Below are 19074 nucleotides of genomic sequence, written 5' to 3' on the forward strand. Positions count from 1 at the left end.
GTCGCTGAATCGTGGAGAACCTCATTGCGCTGCTCGTAGCGGCGCCTCTGCTCGGAGCGGCCGTACTGCTGTGCGGCGGGCGGTGGCTGGATGCCGTCGGCCACTGGATCGGTACCGCCCTCGCGGCCTCCTCCTTCGTGATCGGCGCGATCCTCTTCGCCGACATGCTGGGCAAGGACGCCGAGCACCGGGCCATCGGCCAGCACCTGTTCAGCTGGATCCCGGTCGAGGGCTTCCAGGCGGACGTCGCCTTCCAGCTCGACCAGCTGTCGATGACGTTCGTGCTGCTGATCACCGGCGTCGGCTCGCTGATCCACCTGTACTCGATCGGGTACATGGAGCACGACGAGCGGCGCCGCCGCTTCTTCGGCTACCTGAACCTGTTCCTCGCGGCGATGCTGCTGCTCGTCCTCGCCGACAACTACCTTCTGCTGTACGTCGGCTGGGAGGGCGTGGGCCTCGCCTCGTACCTGCTGATCGGCTTCTGGCAGCACAAGCCCAGCGCCGCCACCGCCGCGAAGAAGGCCTTCCTGGTCAACCGCGTCGGCGACATGGGCCTGTCGATCGCCATCATGCTGATGTTCACCACCTTCGGGACCTTCGCCTTCGGGCCGCTGCTCGGCACCCATGGGGAACCCGGGCTCGTCGGCGACGCCACCGAGGGCAAGCTCACGGCAGTCGCCCTGATGCTGCTCCTCGCCGCCTGCGGCAAGTCCGCCCAGGTGCCGCTGCAGTCCTGGCTCGGGGACGCGATGGAGGGCCCGACCCCGGTCTCGGCCCTCATCCACGCCGCGACGATGGTGACCGCGGGCGTGTACCTGATCGTCCGCTCCGGCGCGATCTTCAACGCGGCACCGGACGCGCAGTTGGTCGTCACGGTGGTCGGCGCCGTCACGCTCCTCTTCGGTGCGATCGTCGGTTGCGCGAAGGACGACATCAAGAAGGCCCTCGCCGGGTCGACGATGTCGCAGATCGGGTACATGGTGCTGGCCGCAGGGCTCGGTCCCATCGGCTACGTCTTCGCGATCATGCACCTGGTGACGCACGGCTTCTTCAAGGCCGGGCTCTTCCTCGGCGCCGGTTCGGTCATGCACGGCATGAACGACGAGGTCGACATGCGGAAGTACGGCGGCCTGCGGAAGTACATGCCGGTCACCTTCGTCACCTTCGGCCTCGGCTACCTCGCCATCATCGGCTTCCCCGGCCTGTCCGGCTTCTTCTCCAAGGACAAGATCATCGAGGCGGCCTTCGCCAAGGGCGGTACCGAGGGCTGGATCCTCGGCGGCGCGGCCCTGCTGGGCGCGGCCATCACGGCGTTCTACATGACGCGCGTGATGCTGATGACGTTCTTCGGGGAGAAGCGCTGGCAGCCGGACGCCGAAGGGCATGAGCCGCACCCGCACGAGTCGCCCAAGTCGATGACGATCCCGATGATCGTGCTCGCCTTCGGGTCGGTCTTCGCGGGCGGCTTCTTCAGCATCGGCGACCGGTTCCTGCACTGGCTGGAGCCGATCACCGGGCACGACCACGGCGACGCACCGATCAGCGCCACGACGGTCACCCTGGCCACCATGGTCGTGCTCGTCATCGGCGTCGGAATCGCGTACGCCCAGTACGGGCGCCGTCCCGTCCCGGCCGTCGCCCCGCGCGGTTCGCTGCTCACCCGGGCCGCCCGGCGCGACCTGCTCCAGGACGACTTCAACCACGTCGTGCTGGTGCGCGGCGGGGAGCACCTCACCCGCTCCCTGGTGTACGTCGACCACACCCTGGTCGACGGGGTCGTCAACGGCACGGCGGCCTCGATGGGCGGCCTCTCCGGCCGGCTCCGCAAACTGCAGAACGGGTACGCGCGGTCGTACGCGGTCTCGATGTTCGGCGGTGCGGCGATCCTCATCGCCGCGACCCTGCTGATGAGGGCGGTCTGATACCGATGTCCTTTCCTCTGCTGACAGCGACGGCGGTGCTCCCGGCCCTCGGGGCGATCGCCACGGCCGCCGTGCCGGCCGCGCAAAGAGTCGCCGCCAAGTGGCTGGCACTGCTCGTCTCGCTCGCCACGCTGGTGCTGGCGATCGTGGTCCTGGTCCGCTTCGAACCCGACGGCGACCGCTACCAGCTCACCGAATCCCACGCCTGGATCGCGGACTTCGGGGTGCGCTACGAGCTGGGCGTGGACGGCATCGGGGTGGCGCTCGTCGCGCTGACCGCGCTGCTGATGCCGTTCATCATCCTGGCCGGCTGGCACGACGCCGACCCGCACGAGACCGGCAACAAGCGCTGGCGGCCGACGCAGGGCTTCTTCGCCCTGATCCTGGCCGTCGAGGCGATGGTGATCATCTCCTTCGAGGCCACCGACGTCTTCCTCTTCTACATCTTCTTCGAAGCCATGCTCATCCCGATGTACTTCCTCATCGGAGGCTTCGGGGACAAGGCCCACGAGCACGGCGACGAAGTGGCGGCCACCCAACGGTCGTACGCCGCCGTGAAGTTCCTCCTCTACAACCTGGTCGGCGGCCTGATCATGCTGGCCGCCGTAATCGGTCTCTACGTAGTGGCCGGAAACTTCTCGCTCCAGCAGATCGCCGAAGCCCGCGCCAACGGCTCGCTGGAGATGGCGACCAACACGGAGAGGTGGCTCTTCCTTGGCTTCTTCTTCGCGTTCGCCGTCAAGGCGCCGCTGTGGCCGCTGCACACCTGGCTGCCCAACGCCATGGGCGAGGCCACGGCCCCGGTCGCCGTACTGATCACGGCGGTTGTCGACAAGGTCGGCACCTTCGCGATGCTCCGCTTCTGCCTCCAGCTCTTCCCGGAGGCCTCCAAGTGGGCGACGCCCGTCATCCTCGTACTGGCGCTCATCAGCATCATCTACGGGGCGCTGCTCGCGGTCGGCCAGCGGGACATCAAACGCCTTGTGGCGTACGCGTCGATCTCGCACTTCGGGTTCATCATCCTGGGCATCTTCGCGATGACCAGCCAGGGCCAGTCGGGCGCGACGCTCTACATGGTCAACCACGGGATTTCGACCGCCGCCCTGATGCTGGTGGCGGGCTTCCTGATCTCGCGGCGCGGTTCGCGTCTGATCGCCGACTACGGAGGGGTGCAGAAAGTCGCCCCGGTGCTCGCGGGCACCTTCCTGATCGGTGGTCTGGCGACCCTCTCGCTCCCCGGGCTCGCGCCCTTCGTGAGTGAATTCCTGGTCCTGGTGGGCGTGTTCGCGCGCTATCCGGCCGTCGGCATCATCGCCACCTTCGGCATCGTCCTCGCCGCCCTCTACACGCTCGTCCTCTACCAGCGGACGATGACGGGCCCGGTGAAGCCGCAGGTGGCGCAGTTGCCCGACCTCAGGTTGCGTGAGCTTCTGGTCGTCACCCCGCTGATCGCCCTGCTGATCTTCCTGGGCGTCTACCCGAAGCCGCTCACCGACATCGTCAACCCGGCGGTCAAGCAGACCATGTCAGACGTCCATAAAACGGACCCCCAGCCCGAGGTGGAGGCGGCCAAGTGAGCGCAACAGCCGTCCACAGCCTGTGGACAACCGCGGCCGACCCGATCTCGAAGATCGACGCGCCGAAGATCGAATACGGGCAATTGTCGCCCACCTTGATCGTCATCGGGGCGGCGGTCATCGGGGTGCTGGTCGAGGCATTCGTCCCGCGCAAATCCCGCTACTACGCCCAGGTGTTCCTGTCCGCCGTCGCACTCGCCGCAGCTTTCGCCGCGGTCGTGGCACTCGCGGCGGGCGGATACGGCACCACGAAGGCGCACATCGCGGCCATGGGCGCGATCGCCGTCGACGGGCCCGCACTGTTCCTGCAGGGCACGATCCTCCTTGCCGGTCTGCTCGGCGTGTTCACCTTCGCCGAGCGGCGGCTCGATCCGGAGGCGCACGGCAACCGGGTCGACTCGTTCGCCGCACAGGCCGCGTCCGTACCCGGCAGCGACAGCGAAAAGGCCGCCGTGAAGGCCGGGTTCACCACCACCGAGGTGTTCCCGCTCCTGCTCTTCGCGGTCGGCGGCATGCTGATCTTCCCGGCGGCCAACGACCTGCTGACGCTGTTCATCGCGCTGGAAGTCTTCTCGCTCCCGCTGTACCTCCTGTGCGCCGTGGCCCGCCGCAAGCGGCTCATGTCACAGGAAGCGGCGGTCAAGTACTTCCTGCTCGGCGCCTTCGCCTCCGCGTTCACGCTCTTCGGCATCGCCCTGCTGTACGGCTATGCGGGCTCCGTCTCGTACGCCACGATCGCGCAGGTCGTCGACGGCACCATCCAGAACGTCGACCCGGCGCTCGCCGACACCATGGGCAACGACGCGCTGCTGCTCATCGGCGCCGCGATGGTCGTCATGGGCCTGCTGTTCAAGGTCGGCGCGGTGCCGTTCCACATGTGGACGCCGGACGTCTACCAGGGCGCGCCGACACCGGTCACCGGCTTCATGGCCGCCGCGACCAAGGTGGCTGCCTTCGGCGCGCTGCTGCGGCTGCTGTATGTCGTCCTGCCCGGCCTGCGCTGGGACTGGCGGCCGGTCATGATGGCCGTCGCGATCGTCACCATGCTGGGCGGTGCGATCGTCGCGATCACGCAGACCGACATCAAGCGGCTCCTCGCGTACTCGTCGATCGCGCACGCCGGCTTCATCCTCGCGGGTGTCATCGCGACCTCGCCGGACGGCGTCTCGTCGGTGCTCTTCTACCTGGGCGCGTACTCGTTCGTCACGATCGGCGCCTTCGCCGTGGTGACTCTGGTGAGGGACGCGGGCGGGGAGGCGACGCACCTGTCCAAGTGGGCGGGGCTCGGGCGCAGGTCTCCGCTGGTGGCGGCCGTGTTCGCGGTCTTCCTGCTGGCCTTCGCGGGCATCCCGCTGACCTCCGGCTTCGCCGGGAAGTTCGCCGTGTTCAAGGCGGCGGCGGAGGGGGGCGCGGGCGCGCTCGTCGTGGTCGGTGTGATCTCGTCGGCGATCGCGGCGTTCTTCTACATCCGCGTGATCGTGCTCATGTTCTTCAGCGAGCCGCGGCCGGACGGCCCGACGGTCGCCGTGCCGTCGCCGCTGACCATGACGGCGATCGCAGTGGGAGTGGCGGTCACGCTCGTGCTGGGTGTGGCGCCGCAGTACTTCCTGGATCTGGCGGGTCAGGCCGGGGTGTTCGTGCGCTGAGTCGTGCCGAGTGCGGATCGGGACCCGCTTCCCTGGGGGAGCGGGTCCCGACGCGTTTTCAAGGGCACTTCACCTTCGGGTTCCACGGTGCGAACAGGCCGCTGGGGTTGGGCTTGTAGATCCAGGCGTGGAGTGTGTAGAAGCCTGGGAGCACCGTGTTGTCGAGGTCCTTGCCGAACAACGTCGGCGGCTTGGTCTGGCCGGTGTCCTCGACGACCCACTCCACCGCGACCAGCTTGCGCGTGCCGTATGGCCCGGTCTCGTACAGGAGGGCCGCGGGCGTCGTGGGGTCGAGCGAGTTCAGGTACTTCTTGTTGAGGTAGTGGTAGCCCATGCCGCCTGCCGCGCTGGAGGCGCAGGTCTCGGTGCGGGCATATCCGGCCTTGATGCCGAACGGCTCGTACGCGTACGCACCGGTCGCCGTGTACGTCTCGTTGAGCTCGGTCCAGACGTCGGGGTGTTCGTCGGAGGCGTGAGCCGGGGCGGCGGCCAGGGACAGGGCGGTGGCCAGCGCGAGGGCGCAGGCGGCCTTGAGGGGGGACATGTCGGGAGCTCCTTGGGGAGAGGGGCGCGAGGGGCGCGTGGGGCGCCCGTGAGCGGAGCGGGCCTCCCCCGTCCCGCACGAGCAGAATGTCCCGGTCTGGCTGGTGGCCGCCATCCGGCGAACCCATTGGGCTGACAGGGAGCGGGGTGGTCCGTGGGGCAGCCTGTGGATAACTCCGAGGCTGTCGGCGCGGAGCCCTATGGTGGACGCAGTGGTCGAGGCGCGACGTACGGGGGACGGGACGATGGGCGGGACGGGTGTGATGACCGAAGCGGATGCGACGGAGACGCTGGGTGAGAGCGAGGCGCTGGCCACGCTCCACCGGGTCTTCGGGTACGACGTCTTCCGCGGCGAGCAGGAAGCGATCATCGAGCATGTGGTGGCGGGCGGTGACTCCGTCGTCCTGATGCCGACGGGTGGCGGCAAATCGCTCTGCTACCAGATTCCGGCCCTGGTCAGACCCGGTACGGGCGTCGTGGTCTCCCCGCTCATCGCGCTGATGCAGGACCAGGTGGACGCGCTGCGGGCGCTGGGCGTGCGCGCCGGGTTCATGAACTCGACGCAGGACTTCGACGAGCGGCGGACGGTCGAGGCGGAGTTCCTGGCCGGCGAGCTGGACCTGATCTACCTGGCTCCCGAGCGGCTGCGTCTGGACAACACGCTGGACCTGTTGTCACGCGGGAAGATCTCGGTCTTCGCGATCGACGAGGCGCACTGTGTGGCCCAGTGGGGGCACGACTTCCGCCCCGACTACCTGGCGCTCTCGGTGCTGGGCGAGCGTTGGCCGGACGTGCCGCGGATCGCGCTGACGGCCACCGCCACGCGCGCCACGCACAAGGAGATCACCCAGCGTCTGGGCATGCCTGACGCCCGTCACTTCGAGGCGAGCTTCGACCGCCCCAACATCCAGTACCGGATAGTGCCGAAGGCCGACCCCAGGAAGCAGCTGCTGTCCTTCCTGCGCGAGGAGCACGCGGGCGACGCGGGCATCGTGTACTGCCTCTCGCGCAAGTCTGTGGAGACGACGGCCGAGTTCCTCTCCCGCAACGGTGTCGAGGCGGTGCCGTACCACGCGGGTCTGGACGCGGGCACCCGTGCGCGCCACCAGTCGAGGTTCCTGCGTGAAGAGGGCCTGGTCGTGGTCGCCACCATCGCCTTCGGGATGGGTATCGACAAGCCGGATGTCCGGTTCGTCGCCCATCTCGACCTGCCGAAGTCGGTCGAGGGCTACTACCAGGAGACGGGCCGAGCGGGGCGTGACGGACTGCCGTCCACGGCCTGGATGGCGTACGGGCTCCAGGACGTGGTCCAGCAGCGCAAGATGATCCAGAGCTCGGAGGGCGACGAGGCGTTCCGCCGCCGGGCGGCCGCCCACCTGGACTCGATGCTTGCCCTGTGCGAGACGGCGCAGTGTCGGCGCTCCCAGCTCCTGGCCTACTTCGGCCAGGACCCGCACACCCCCGCGTGCGGCAACTGCGACACGTGCCTGACGCCGCCCGAGACCTGGGACGGCACGGTCGCGGCACAGAAGCTGCTGTCCACCGTGGTGCGGTTGCAGCGCGAGCGGGGCCAGAAGTTCGGTGCGGTTCAGATCGTCGACATCCTGCTCGGGCGCCGGACCGCCAAGGTGATCCAGTTCGACCACGACCAGCTGTCCGTGTTCGGCATCGGTGAGGATCTGGCCGAGTCCGAATGGCGGGGTGTCGTGCGGCAGTTGCTCGCGCAGGGGCTGCTCACGGTCGAAGGTGAGTACGGGACGCTCGTGCTGACCGAGGCGAGTGGGACGGTGCTGCGGAGCGAGCGGGAGGTGCCGTTGCGCAAGGAGGCGCCGAAGCCGGTGACTGCGCGCTCGTCGTCCTCTCGGGAGAAGAAGGCCAAGGCGGCTGTGGCCGAGTTGGCTCCGGAGCTCGTGCCTGCCTTCGAGGCCCTGCGGGCCTGGCGCGCCGAGCAGGCTCGTGAGCAGGGCGTTCCGGCGTACGTGATCTTCCATGACGCCACGCTGCGGGAGATTGCCACGGTGTGGCCCGGCTCGGTGGCCGAACTGGGCACCATCAGCGGGGTGGGCGAGAAGAAGCTGGCAACGTATGGGGAGGGGGTGCTCGGGGTGCTTGGCTCGCTGGGCGGCACCTCAGGGGAAGCGGCGGCTCCGGCGGTCGGTGAGGCGCCGGATCCGGACTGGCCGGAGATGGGTGAGGAGCCTGATCCTGAGCCGGAGGACTGGGGCTAGCCCGCTGGGGTGAGGTCTGTTGCCGGGCAGGTGGTGGGTGGGTCGGGGCCGTGCCGGTACGTCCCGCCCGTCGCCGCCGGATCAGACGTTGGGCGGGTAGGGAGCCGTCCGGTGACGCGAACGTACGCGACGGGCATGTGGACGTACCGGCACGGCCCCTTCCGTGGTCTGTGACTGCGGGGGCGTGGGGGCTCGCGACTCTCTGCCGGATCCGCGGCACGGGGGCGGGGAAGCCCCTCAGGCGGTCGGCGTGATCCGTCCTCTTACCTCGCCCAGGCCCACCCGTGTTCCGCCTGGGCCCGGGGCCCAGGCTGTCAGTGTCACCTCGTCGCCGTCCTCCAGGAATGTGCGCTTGCCGTTGGGGAGGTCGAGGGTGTCTTGGCCGTTCCAGGTGAGTTCGAGTAGGGAGCCTCGCTCGGACTCGGTGGGGCCGCTGACCGTTCCGGAGCCGTAGAGGTCGCCTGTGCGGAGGGAGGCGCCGTTGACCGTCATGTGGGCCAGTTGCTGGGCGGCCGTCCAGTACATGGTGGAGAAGGGGGGCTGGGAGACGACGTGGCCGTTGATGGCTACGGAGATGCGGAGGTCGTAGCCGCCCGGCTCGTCCTCGGAGTCGTCGAGGTAGGGGAGGAGGGGGTGCGTGCGTGAAGGGGGTGCGACCCGGGCGTCGGTCAGGGCGTCCAGCGGGGTGATCCACGCCGACACCGACGTGGCGAAGGACTTGCCTAGGAAGGGGCCGAGAGGGACGTACTCCCAGGCTTGGATGTCGCGTGCCGACCAGTCGTTGAGGAGGCAGAGGCCGAAGACGTGGTCGCGGAAGGCGGAGAGGGGGACCGGCGTGCCCATGGTTGACGGGGCGCCGACCACGAAGCCGACCTCCGCCTCGATGTCCAGCCGGACGGAAGGGCCGAAGACGGGCGCCGTGTCGGTGGGTGTTTTGCGCTGGCCCGACGGGCGTACCACCTCCGTTCCCGATACGACGATCGTGCCGGACCTGCCGTGGTAACCGATGGGCAGGTGCTTCCAGTTGGGGGTCAGGGAGTCGGCGGCGTCGGGGCGGAAGATCTGGCCGACGTTCCGGGCGTGGTTCTCGGATGCGTAGAAGTCGACGTAGTCCGCCACCTCGAAGGGGAGGTGCAGGGTCACCTCGGAGAGGGGGTGGAGGTGGGGTTCGAGCGTCTCGCGGTGGGCCGGGACCGTCACCCATGCGGTGAGGGCGCGGCGGACGTCGGACCAGGCCGTGCGGCCGGCTGCGAGGAGGGGGTTCAGGGTTGGCCGGGCGAGTAGTTCGGCGTACGGGGAGCTGAGGGCCCTTGCTGCCGCGCCCGCGTCGAGCACGTGGTCGCCGAGGCGGACGCCGACCGTCCGATCGGCGGGGGAGGCCGGGGTGTTCGTGGCCGGGTCGTTCAGGGAGAACACGCCGTACGGCAGGTTGTGCGGGCCGAAGGGATCGCCCTCGGGGACGTCGAAGGGGGGCATCGGGTGGTGCCTCGCTCTCGTGGCTTGCGGGTGCGTACTCGCCATGTGGTGAAGGTGGTTCAGGTGGTTCACGTGGGTCTATGTGGTGCGGGCGGTCTGGGGTTCCACATGTTCCATGTGTTTTACGTGGTTGCGGCACACGTTACGGGGGAGTGAATCTGTTGTGGTAGTGCCCGAAGAGTTTGCAATGTCCCGATAAGTTCTGGTCGGTTATGTCGACTTCTGCCAGGCCAGGTAGTCGGCGATCAGTTCGGGCGGGTTGGCTGCCTCCGTGGCCTCGATCTCCCAGCCCGGGCAGTCCATGTCGAAGACGACGATGGGGAGGGGGCGGCCGAGGATCTCCGTGAGGTGGCCGTCGGTGTGGAGGTGGCGGGCCAGGGCGATGCAGGCATCGTAGAAGTGGAGTCGGAGCAGGTCGGACTTGGCGTCCAGTTCGTCCTCCTCGTCCTCGGGCAGGTCGGCGGCGAGGAAGTCGTACTCACCGTCGAACCAGAGGCCCGCCCGCTTCACTTCGTCCACGTACAAGGGGCTGCCGACGGGGTCCTCGGGGACGTTGCCGAGCATCTCGAAGCCGTCAAGGAGCCAGGAGGCGTAGTTCCAGCGGGCCTCTCCCGGGTCCTCCGGGTTGGTCTGCTCCCCGCACTGGGTCTCGGTGTTGTACCCGATCGCGACGTACGGGTGGCGCTCGTCGTAGTCGATCCGCCAGATCCGGAAGGAGAGGGCGTAGATCTCGGGTTTGAGGGACTCGGGGAAGCGCCGGATGACGTCCTGGGTGGAGGTGAGGAGGTGTTGCTGGAAGGGGGTTCCGTCAGGCTTGAGGATCACGTGTCTCCCCGTACCCTCTCGTCCGTGTCGGTTCAGGGGTCGTGGCTGTGCGGCGGCATTTGTGCAACTGCCCTGTATTCAACAGGCGTTCGTTGCGTTGCCGCATGCCCGCCTGGGTCGGCGGCGGGTGAAACCGTATGAGCTGAAGTGAACCTCGTACCGACCGTGCGGTGAACGGCGTTGCTGACGGGATACCGGACGTCGTCCGGTTCACGCCGGGCCGATGAGTCGTTCGATCCGTATTCTTCGGATCATGGCCGCTCCGACTGCATATTCACTTATCGCCACTGACCTGGACGGAACGCTGCTGCGCGGCGACGACACCCTCTCCGACCGGTCGCGGGCCGCGTTGGCGAAGGCCACGGCCGAGGGTGCCCGGCATCTGGTGGTGACGGGACGGCCGGCGCCGAGAGTGCGGCCGCTCCTCGACGAACTCGGCAGCCAGGGGCTGGCGGTGTGCGGGCAGGGGGCGCAGTTGTACGACGCCGGCGCGGACCGTCTGCTGTGGTCGGTGACCCTGGACAGGGAGCTGGCCGAGACGGCGCTCGGCAAGATCGAGGCGGAGGTCGGGCAGGTCTACGCGGCCGTGGATCAGGACGGTGTGGACGGGCTCACGCTCATCGAGCCGGGGTACGTGATGCCGCATCCGACGCTCCCGGCGGTACGGGTGTACCGGCGCGACGACCTGTGGACGGAGCCGATCAGCAAGGTGTTGCTCCGTCACCCCTCTTTGTCCGACGACGAGTTGGCGATGACGGCGCGGTCGGTGGTGGGTTCGCTGGCGACCGTCACCATGTCGGGGCCGGGTACCGTCGAACTCCAGCCATGCGGCGTGACCAAGGCGACGGGCCTGGCCCTCGCCGCCGGCCATCTCGGTCTCGCCTCCTCCGCCACCATCGCTTTCGGTGACATGCCCAACGACATCCCGATGTTCGACTGGGCCGCACGGGGCGTCGCGATGGCCAACGCCCATCCGGAGTTGAAGGCGATGGCGGATGAGGTGACGCTGTCGAACGAGGAGGACGGGATCGCGGTGGTGTTGGAGCGGCTCTTCGGGTAGTGGTCCTCTTCGAGTACCGCAGGCCCCCATCCGACCCGTTGAAGGGGCCTACCCGATGTCCACCACTCGTGCCCACTCGGGCGGCGGGTCCGGCACGTAGTCGGGATCGTCCTCGTCCCACGACCGGGCCTGCTGCCGCGGGAACAGGCCCACCACCGTCCGGCACGGTGGCCGGGTGGCCGGCCAGGGTGTCTGGCCGTCGGTCAGGGCCACGATGACATCCGGTCGGGATCCGGCTCGGAGGGCCTTGGCGAAGCCTGTGCGCAGATCCGTACCCCCGCCGCCCACCAGTGGGATCCCCTCGGCGCGGCACAACGGGTGTGCGATCCGGGCGGCCGCGTCGCACGGCACCACGGTGATCAGGTCGCGACGGCCGCCCACGGCGCGGGAGATCGCGGCAACTTCGAGGAGCGCGCTGCCCAGTTCGGCGTCACTGACCGACGCGGAGGTGTCGATGACCACGGAGACCCGGGGCGGCCTGCGCCGCAGGCTCGGCAGGATCGCGCCGGGCACCCCGGCCGAGCGCCGCGACGGTCGGCCGTAGGTGTAGTCCTCGCCCGCTCCGGAGCCGGAGGCCGCCGAGCGGACCGCCGCTCCCAGCAACTCCCGCCAGGGCTGCGGCGGGTGGAACGCCTCCTCCGCCCATCGTCGCCACCCCTCGGGGGAGTGGCCCGGACGGGCCTTGATGCCCTGCGCCACCCGGAACCGGACCGCGTCCTGTTCCTGCGCGCTGAGGCCGTGCGCACCGTCGGGGCCCAGCTCCCAGTCCCGTTCCAGCCCGTCGGCGCCGCTGCCGCAGTCCAGCCAGGCCGCGTGCTGTGCGTACAGGCCGAGCCGGACGTGGCGCAGGTAGGCCTCCATGAGCTGGCCTTCGGGCAGCCCCAAGGTCCCCGGTACGACGGCGTCCTCGGGCTGGACCAGCCCGTCACCGAAGGCGTCGTCGTTGATCTCGCAGTCCGCGGCGATGTTCATCCGCAGTCGTTCCGCCGGGCCGGTCAGCTCTTGCTCCCGGGCGTACCGGTCGCTGCGCCCGTGGTGGTCGCGGAGCAGGTGGGACACCTCGTGGACCCATACCGAGGCCAGTTCCTCGACCGGGGTCAGGTCCACGAAGGCCGGCGAGACGTAGCACCGCCAGTACCGGTCGACGGCCATCGTCGGCACCCGCCGTGACTCCACGGTGTGCAGGGCGAACAGGGCCGTCGCCAAGTAGGGCCGGGCTCGGGCGGCGTGCAATCGGGCGGCGAAGAGTTTGTCGAGGTCGAGGTCGAGGGCGGGGGCAGGGGCGGGGTCGACGTCGGGGCTCAGCGTCCCCGGTGCGTACGGGTTCGGGGTCATCGGCCGGCCTTCGCGTTGGCCGCGGCACGGGTGGCGGTCTGTGCGGCCGCGTGGTCCGCGCGCCGGGACAGGGACACCACCCCGGCCAGCTGCTCGATCGTTGCCGGAACGTCCCAGTCGTCCTGGCGCAGCGTGGCGAGTGTGGTCGCGGGGACGACCACCAGGTCCGGGGCTCCGGTCTCCACGGCCCGGACCAGGAGCGTCCACGCCGCGTCCCAGCGGGACTTCTCCGGACGCTTGCGGACCGCCGCCACCACACCGTCGAGCACTGCCTGGCGTAGATCTCCCCGCTCGGGCAGGGCGATACCCGTCGGGTCGGCGAGAAGCGATTCGGGGTCCGGGAGGTCCATCCGGTCCAGGCTCGCCAGTAGTTCCAGGCCCGGACCGTCGCCGACGGTGCCTCTGACCAGCAGGGAAAGTACCTCCCGGGAGGAGCCGGCCGCGGTCGCGAAGGCGATCAGGCACAGGGTCATCTCCCAGCTCCGGGGGGAGGGCCAGGCGCCGCCCCGGCGGGTTTCGTTGCTGGGCAGTTGGTGGACGAGCTTGGGCCGGCCGGTGAGGAGTCCACACACCGCGCGGCGGGCGAAGTCCACGGCCTCCGGCAACTTCTCCGGGGCGAGCAGCGGCAGTGTCGCCCGGGGCCAGGTCCCGCCGAGGCCGCGTACGACGACGTCGTGGTCGTGGGTCCACTGGAGGTGGACGAACCGGTTGGCCAGCGGCGGGCTCAGTTCCCAGCCGTCGGCCGCCGAGGATCGCGGATTGGCGGCGGCCACGATCCTTACCCCTGGCGGCAGTTGAAGCGAGCCGATCCGCCGTTCGAGCACGAGGCGGAGCAGCGCGGCTTGAACGGCCGGCGGCGCGGTGGACAGCTCGTCCAGGAACAGAAGACCTCGGCCGGCCCGTACCAGGCGAACTGCCCAGTCCGGCGGGGCCATTGGCACACCCTGTTCCGCGGGATCGTCTCCGACGATGGGCAGCCCCGAGAAGTCGGACGGCTCGTGCACGCTGGCGATCACCGTGGTCAGCGGAAGATCCAGGGCCGCGGCGAGCTGTGTCAGGGCAGCGGTCTTGCCGATCCCCGGCTCGCCCCACAGGAGTACGGGAAGGTCGGCGGCCACGGCCAGCGTCAGGGCCTCCAGCTGGGTGTCGGGGCGGGGTTCGGTGGTGGCGTCGCGGAGGAGGGTCAGCAGGTCGCCGGCTACGTCTAGTTGGGAGGCGGGGGCTGGAGCGGGGGCGAGGGCTTTGGCTGGGGCTTGGGCGGAGGGGGTGGCTGTTGTGGCGAACGGGGTGCAAGTGGTCATGTTTCATCACCTTTGGGTTCGTGGTGGGAGAGGCGGGTGTGGGGGACGGAGGTCCCCCGGAGTGGCGGGAGATTCCCGGTGCGGCGGAGATCCCTGGAGCGGCGGGAGACCCCCGCGTCGATGTGGGGAAGCGTGGCGGGCCCGCACGGAGGCCCCGCGTCAGCGCAAGGAAGCGGGCCCGGACGGAGGCCCACGCGTCGGAGCAAGGATCAGAGCAAGGACGCGTGCCCGGCCCCGACGGAGACCCCCGCGTCAGCGCAAGCTCGCCCGGCGCGCCCGCGAGCGCCCGCGTTCACGGGCGCGGGGACGGTGACAAGCCGGGTGGCAGCTGACACCGTCGGGCCCGGATCCCGGCGCGGGTCCGATCAGGCCTGCCCTGAACAGCCCGTAGGTGATCCGCCGGTCCGCGGCCGCCTCCAGCTCGTCCCGCAGGGCGCCGCCGCGCAGCACCGCGTCGGGGCCGAGCAAGCCCTCGACGACGGCCAGCGCGCCGGTGATGTCGCCATGGACCAGGCGTTCTCGGACGCCGACGAGACAGTCCGGGCGACGGTGCGCCTCGTCGATGGCCTGCAGGCAGGGAAGCGGAGTGCCGGTCAGCGCGACCAGCAGTTCCTCACGGCGGATCTCGGCAGGGTCGTGGTCCAGCGCCGCCAGTACCCCGTCGACCAGGCCGATCCGGTGCTCGGCGCCACGGCAGTCCACGAGTCGCGGTTGCCCCGGGGCCCGGTCCGGAACGGGGGAGGCGCGGGTCGGCGAGCGCCCCGGTACCAGTGCCGAGGCGACGAGCGGATGCAGCCGGTCGACCTCGATCGAACCGGTGCGGATCAGTTCCAGATCGGGCAGCACCCAGGTCGCCGCGTCGGGCAGGACCGGCAGTGCGGATGCGCTGCCGTCCGTGGGCGCCGCGGCGATTCGCATGGCGGGTGGCCCGGGGCCGTCCCTGTCCGCGATCAGTTCCAGGGCCAGCCGGTGCCGGGCCCCGGGCCGCACGGCGACGGTTCCGATACCGTCGGGCCGCCCTTCGGCGTGGAGCAGGATCCGCGCCTCGGCCGCCCATCGGTCGACGGCACACCGGTGCCCCTGCGGCACCATCGCCGGCGGATCCGGGTCGGCGGAGGGGGCGCGCAGCCGATCGGCCCCGGACCGGACCCGCAGTTCGTCGGCCCTGCGCGCGTCCCACAGGTGCCGGTGCAGGTCGAGCCGGTACCGCCGGTTGGGATGAGGATGCGGATGCCGACATGAGCCGGACTCGATGCCGGGGCGGCCCCACAGCGCGAGGCTGATCCGCTGACCGGCGTCCGCCCAGGCGGGCGGAGTCCGGACCACGAGGTACACCGGGTGCTCGCCCTCACGCCCCGCAGCTACGTCCTCGTACCGAGACTCGTGCCAAGACCCGTATCGAGACCCGTACCGAGCCAGGGCGATGGTCAGCCCCGGCCGCAGCAGCCCGTCGGGAGCGACCCTCGGCAGGTGCCAGCGCAACAGGTCGGGAGCCAGATGGCGGAGATCGGCCCGGATCCGGGCTGCGAGGCCGCGGCCATGCGTGCGCGCCACGGAACGCAGATTGAAATCGACGTCGATGCCTGCGGCGGCGCACGCCCCCGCCCAGTCCCCGGCGGAGCGGCGGGCGGTCGCAGTCTCGATCATGGAAGGCGGCACGGCGAACTCGCGCACGCGCAGCCAGAAGGAAAGGCGGGAATCCCCATTCGCGGTCTGAGTGAGCATCAGCACTCACCTTGCGCGGATGGGACCCCCAATCTGCCTACGGATTGAGTCATCATCGCGGCGAGCATAACGCCCCCGACCGCGATCCGGCAGGTGCATTTTCTGAGGTGCGGACCCGGTGCGGACCGCTCAGGGGGATGCGTCCGACTCAGTAGGCCCCGTTGACGTTGTCGATCGAACCGTACTTCGCAGCGGCGTAGTTGCAGGCCGCCGTGATGTTCGCGACCGGGTCGTAGGGGTCCATCGAGGTGCCGGCCACGTGGTAGGCCGTGAAGGTCGGGTCGATGACCTGGAGGAGGCCCTTGGACGGGGTGCCGGCGGCGGCGTTGGAGTCCCAGTTGTTGATGGCCAGGGGGTTTCCCGCGGACTCGCGAATGATGTTGCGGTAGATGCCGTCGTAGGAGCCGGGGATTCCGGACTGGGCCATGATGGCCAGGGCCTCCTTGATCCAGCCGTCGAGGTCGTTGGTGTAGGTCGCGGTGGTGGCGGGGGCCGCGGCGGAATCCGTGGTGGAGCCGGTCGACTTAGCGGACGTTTTGGCGGTTTTCGTGCCAACCGTCAGGGTCGTGCCCGGGCGAATCGCCGCCGGGTCGCCGCCGATGACCGCGGCGTTGGCCTTGTAGAGCGCCTGCCAACTGCCGTCCTTGGTGTGTTCTCGCGCGATCTTGGACAAGGTGTCGCCCGCGGTGACCTTGTACGTGACGAGCTTGACGTCGGGGACCGCGGCCGGAGCGGCCTTCGCCACCGCGGTGGCCTGGGCGGGCACGGACGCCTGGGTGGCGGCGTGGGCGCCGGTCGCGCTCACCAGGGGGAGTGCGAGTGCGGCTCCGCCCGTTCCGGCGGCGACCATGCCGCGGGTGAGGTGGTTGGTCCTGGGGCGGCGGTGCTTGCCTCGTGCGGGCATGGCGAATTCCTCTCCGGCGCCTGCGAGGTGAGCTGTCGGGTTCGGGCGGGAGCTGCCCGGCCGCGTGGGTGGGCGCGGCTTTACCCCTAGCCGTTCCGGAGTCCGGATCGGCGGCTTACCTGGGTCCCCCGCTCCTGCCGTGAGCGTGTGGGTGGGTGGGGTTTCCGGGCGGCGGCAGGATTCGGCGTTCCGCCTGGATCGACGCGAACGTATGCGAGAGCACATGTCGGGAACAAGGCCCGATTTCGCGGCGTAGATCGCTTTTGCCTCGGTGGATTGCAGAGAGAATCGCCCGATTCCACCGGAATGTGAAACTCAACTTGCCTTTCGCGAACGGGCAATTGTGAGGCGGGGTCAGATGTCGATCTTGTCCGGACGTGACCCATTTCACGCGACCAAGCGTGAACAAAGCGGCGACGTAGGCAATCTAGGTGCAATACGGGCATCTGCTGGATGCCCGAAGGCGCGATGACCGGGTGGCCGCCCAGCCCCCTGTCCCGCGGAATAGGCGGCCGCCTAGCCTGCCGTCCGCGGAATTCGCCGCTCCCACGTCCGGTGGAACACGACTTCGTCCCCGTCGCTGCAGATCACCTCGTTCAAGGTGATGAAGTCATGGGCATCGCAGGTGATTTCGGAGGTCGTGGAGACCCGCGCGTCCCAAGGCAACTCCGGCCGGTGCAGCCGGATCGACCAAGTCGACCGGGTCCGCGCGGACAGCGGATCCGACTCGTTGATCGTGTACGTCTCCAGCGCGTCCTCCGTGAATTCGAGGCCGTCGGGATAGACGCGGGTGCCGCCGTAGCGGGGGTCGACTTCGAGGCGCCACTCGCCCTTGGCGACGTCGCGTACGACGAGGCGTTCGGGGCGTGGTTCGTCGAGGGTTGCCGGCACGACGACGCCCAGGGGTTCGGACTCCTCCGGCTCCTCGAAGGTGATCGGGAACGACGACTGCCTTGCCCGTACGGGGAGTTCGAGGGCGCTGCCCGCCGGGTCCAGGGTGAAGCCCGCCTCCGAGCCGGGCTGGGGCCAGATCCACGGCCAGTACGCGGAGGAGACGGCCAGCCGGATGCGGTGGCCCGCGGGGAAGGCGTGGCCGATGCCGTTCAGCTCGAAAAGCACGTCCTCCGTAGAGCCCGGTTTCCAGGGAACCGCCTGGTCACGGCCGTGACGTGCTGACAGGTTCAGGACGCCGCGGGTGACGAGGGTCGATGAGCCGTCGGGGGCCACGTCGCAGACCCGGGCGATCACCTGGCCGCGCTCGGCGTGCGAGGTGAGTCGCAACCGCACCTTCGGGCGCCCCAACACCCAGGTCTCCTCCGGGACTTCGAACTCGAAGCACGCCGAACGGCCGTCCTCCTCCCGCTGGTCCGGCGGCAGGTCCGCGTCGTTCCCGAAGGGGAAGAAGCGGCCCGCGTCCACGCCCGTGTGCATGGGGGAGCGCACCAGTACCGGCGCGCCCTGGAGGCCGTACGAGACCGGCGTCACGGCGGGCGACGGCCAGGTCTCGTCGCCCACCCACCGGCCCGGCAACACCTCGTACACCGTTGCCGGACGATGCGAGTCACTGACGTACGAGCGGAGGAGCGGCTCCGACATCACGCCCCTGCCGGAACCGGAGGAGGGCTTCAGCCAGTGGTCCCACCACCGCAGCGTCTCCTGAAGGAACCCGATCGCCGGGCCCGGCGGCAGGCCCCGGTCCGGGTACTGGTGCGACCAGGGGCCGATCAGGCCTCGTACGCGATCGGGTGGCAGGTTCTCGACCAGGCGCAACACCGTGTCCCGGTACGGGTCGTGCCAGCCGCCCACCGCCAGGACGGCGGCCTGGATCGCGCCGTAGTCCTCGCAGACGCTGCCGTGGCGCCAGTACGCGTCCCGGGTCTGGTGCTCCAGCCAGGTGTGGATGAAGGGGTCCACCGCCTCCAGCCGCTTCACCCACATGTCGCGCCACATCACCTCGCCCACGTGCACCGGGTCCGGCGGGCGGGCGGCGAAGGCGAGCATGGTGGCCGCCCAGGCGTGCATGTCGACGGCGAGGACGGAACCTCCCATGTAGTGCACGTCGTTGTCGTAGCGGTCGTCCGCCGAGCAGACCGTGACGATCGCCTTGAGCGGTTCGGGCGCGAGGGCCGCGATCTGGAGGGAGTTGAAGCCGCCCCAGGAGATGCCGAACATGCCGACCTTGCCGGAGCACCAGGGCTGGGAAGCAAGCCAGTTGACCACCTCCACGCCGTCCGCCAGCTCCACCGCCGAGTACTCGTCCGTCGGCATGCCCTCCGAGTTGCCGTGGCCGCGGACGTCCACGCGGACGGAGGCGTAGCCGTGTCCGGCGTACCAGGGATGGCGCTGCCAGTCGCGTGGCGCGGTCCAGTCCGTGAGGCGGTACGGGAGGTACTCGAGGAGCGCCGGTACGGGTTCGTCGGTCAGCGGGCGCCAGACGCGGGCGTACAGGCGGGTGCCGTCCGGGAGCGGGATGAGGACGTCCTCGTGAGCGGACTCGTAGGGGAAGGACGTACGGATGCGCATGGCGGG

Annotated in this window: 13 protein-coding genes and 1 riboswitch; of the genes, 5 read left to right on the forward strand and 8 right to left on the reverse strand. The window is 69.7% G+C overall.

Annotation, left to right across the window (positions count from 1 at the left end; translation table 11 throughout):
* Positions 1–11 precede the first annotated feature (11 nt).
* From nuoL to nuoN, 3 genes are read left to right on the forward strand one after another with little or no spacing between them, the layout of a single operon-like run.
* The gene (gene nuoL, locus OG219_RS28295; RefSeq protein ID WP_266831088.1) at positions 12–1925 is read left to right on the forward strand and encodes an NADH-quinone oxidoreductase subunit L; all 1914 of its coding nucleotides are present in this window, start codon (positions 12–14) and stop codon (positions 1923–1925) included.
* A 5-nt stretch (positions 1926–1930) separates the two neighbouring features.
* A complete protein-coding gene (locus OG219_RS28300; RefSeq protein ID WP_266831090.1) occupies positions 1931–3502 on the forward strand; it encodes an NADH-quinone oxidoreductase subunit M in 1572 nt (523 codons plus the stop codon).
* On the forward strand, positions 3499–5148 hold the full coding sequence (nuoN, locus tag OG219_RS28305; protein WP_266831092.1) for an NADH-quinone oxidoreductase subunit NuoN: 1650 nt from the start codon (positions 3499–3501) through the stop codon (positions 5146–5148). The genes OG219_RS28300 and nuoN overlap by 4 nt, the downstream gene beginning before the upstream one ends.
* 58 nt (positions 5149–5206) lie before the next feature.
* Here the strand turns inward: nuoN and OG219_RS28310 are convergent, their stop codons facing one another.
* Positions 5207–5692 (reverse strand): hypothetical protein, encoded by a 486-nt coding sequence (locus OG219_RS28310; protein WP_266831094.1) that lies wholly within the window; start codon positions 5690–5692, stop codon positions 5207–5209.
* Positions 5693–5936: 244 nt separating this feature from the next.
* On the opposite strand from OG219_RS28310, the gene recQ reads away from it, so the two are divergent.
* Positions 5937–7919, forward strand: coding sequence for a DNA helicase RecQ (gene recQ / locus OG219_RS28315; RefSeq protein WP_266836259.1), 1983 nt, complete (start codon positions 5937–5939; stop codon positions 7917–7919).
* Between the two features lie 237 nt (positions 7920–8156).
* Here recQ and fahA read toward each other — a convergent pair whose 3' ends face one another.
* Positions 8157–9395: a fumarylacetoacetase gene (fahA, locus tag OG219_RS28320; RefSeq protein WP_266831096.1), complete on the reverse strand. Its 1239-nt coding sequence runs from the start codon at positions 9393–9395 to the stop codon at positions 8157–8159.
* Between the two features lie 210 nt (positions 9396–9605).
* On the reverse strand, positions 9606–10220 hold the full coding sequence (locus OG219_RS28325) for a hypothetical protein (protein WP_266831098.1): 615 nt from the start codon (positions 10218–10220) through the stop codon (positions 9606–9608).
* A gap of 253 nt (positions 10221–10473) precedes the next feature.
* Here OG219_RS28325 and OG219_RS28330 point away from each other — a divergent pair, with 253 nt between their 5' ends.
* A complete protein-coding gene (locus OG219_RS28330) occupies positions 10474–11280 on the forward strand; it encodes an HAD family hydrolase (RefSeq protein WP_266831100.1) in 807 nt (268 codons plus the stop codon).
* A 48-nt stretch (positions 11281–11328) separates the two neighbouring features.
* Here the strand turns inward: OG219_RS28330 and OG219_RS28335 are convergent, their stop codons facing one another.
* The 5 genes from OG219_RS28335 to OG219_RS28355 form a co-directional block, all read right to left on the reverse strand.
* Positions 11329–12615 (reverse strand): VWA-like domain-containing protein, encoded by a 1287-nt coding sequence (locus OG219_RS28335; protein ID WP_266831102.1) that lies wholly within the window; start codon positions 12613–12615, stop codon positions 11329–11331.
* Positions 12612–13916: an AAA family ATPase gene (locus tag OG219_RS28340; protein ID WP_266831104.1), complete on the reverse strand. Its 1305-nt coding sequence runs from the start codon at positions 13914–13916 to the stop codon at positions 12612–12614. Before OG219_RS28340 ends, OG219_RS28335 begins: the two co-directional genes overlap by 4 nt.
* Positions 13917–14168: 252 nt before the next feature.
* Positions 14169–15641: a hypothetical protein gene (locus tag OG219_RS28345; protein ID WP_266831106.1), complete on the reverse strand. Its 1473-nt coding sequence runs from the start codon at positions 15639–15641 to the stop codon at positions 14169–14171.
* A gap of 148 nt (positions 15642–15789) precedes the next feature.
* On the reverse strand, positions 15790–16545 hold the full coding sequence (locus OG219_RS28350) for a LysM peptidoglycan-binding domain-containing protein (protein ID WP_266831108.1): 756 nt from the start codon (positions 16543–16545) through the stop codon (positions 15790–15792).
* 4 nt (positions 16546–16549) lie between these two features.
* A riboswitch (cyclic di-AMP (ydaO/yuaA leader) is annotated at positions 16550–16701 on the reverse strand.
* A 360-nt stretch (positions 16702–17061) separates the two neighbouring features.
* Positions 17062–19068, reverse strand: coding sequence for a CocE/NonD family hydrolase (locus OG219_RS28355; protein ID WP_266831110.1), 2007 nt, complete (start codon positions 19066–19068; stop codon positions 17062–17064).
* Between the last annotated feature and the right edge of the window lie 6 nt (positions 19069–19074).

Origin of the sequence: Streptomyces sp. NBC_00038 (genome assembly GCF_026343635.1) — a bacterium.
Lineage (GTDB): Bacteria > Actinomycetota > Actinomycetes > Streptomycetales > Streptomycetaceae > Streptomyces.

What these genes read in the sequence shown, in the direction of transcription:
- OG219_RS28340 (WP_266831104.1), bottom strand. Translation starts at nt 13,916, where the DNA reads ATGACCACTTGCACCCCGTTCGCCACAACAGCCACCCCCTCCGCCCAA.
- OG219_RS28345 (WP_266831106.1), bottom strand. Translation starts at nt 15,641, where the DNA reads ATGCTCACTCAGACCGCGAATGGGGATTCCCGCCTTTCCTTCTGGCTG.
- OG219_RS28335 (WP_266831102.1), bottom strand. Translation starts at nt 12,615, where the DNA reads ATGACCCCGAACCCGTACGCACCGGGGACGCTGAGCCCCGACGTCGAC.
- OG219_RS28300 (WP_266831090.1), top strand. Translation starts at nt 1,931, where the DNA reads ATGTCCTTTCCTCTGCTGACAGCGACGGCGGTGCTCCCGGCCCTCGGG.
- OG219_RS28310 (WP_266831094.1), bottom strand. Translation starts at nt 5,692, where the DNA reads ATGTCCCCCCTCAAGGCCGCCTGCGCCCTCGCGCTGGCCACCGCCCTG.
- recQ (WP_266836259.1), top strand. Translation starts at nt 5,937, where the DNA reads ATGGGCGGGACGGGTGTGATGACCGAAGCGGATGCGACGGAGACGCTG.
- OG219_RS28330 (WP_266831100.1), top strand. Translation starts at nt 10,474, where the DNA reads ATGGCCGCTCCGACTGCATATTCACTTATCGCCACTGACCTGGACGGA.
- OG219_RS28350 (WP_266831108.1), bottom strand. Translation starts at nt 16,545, where the DNA reads ATGCCCGCACGAGGCAAGCACCGCCGCCCCAGGACCAACCACCTCACC.
- OG219_RS28355 (WP_266831110.1), bottom strand. Translation starts at nt 19,068, where the DNA reads ATGCGCATCCGTACGTCCTTCCCCTACGAGTCCGCTCACGAGGACGTC.
- fahA (WP_266831096.1), bottom strand. Translation starts at nt 9,395, where the DNA reads ATGCCCCCCTTCGACGTCCCCGAGGGCGATCCCTTCGGCCCGCACAAC.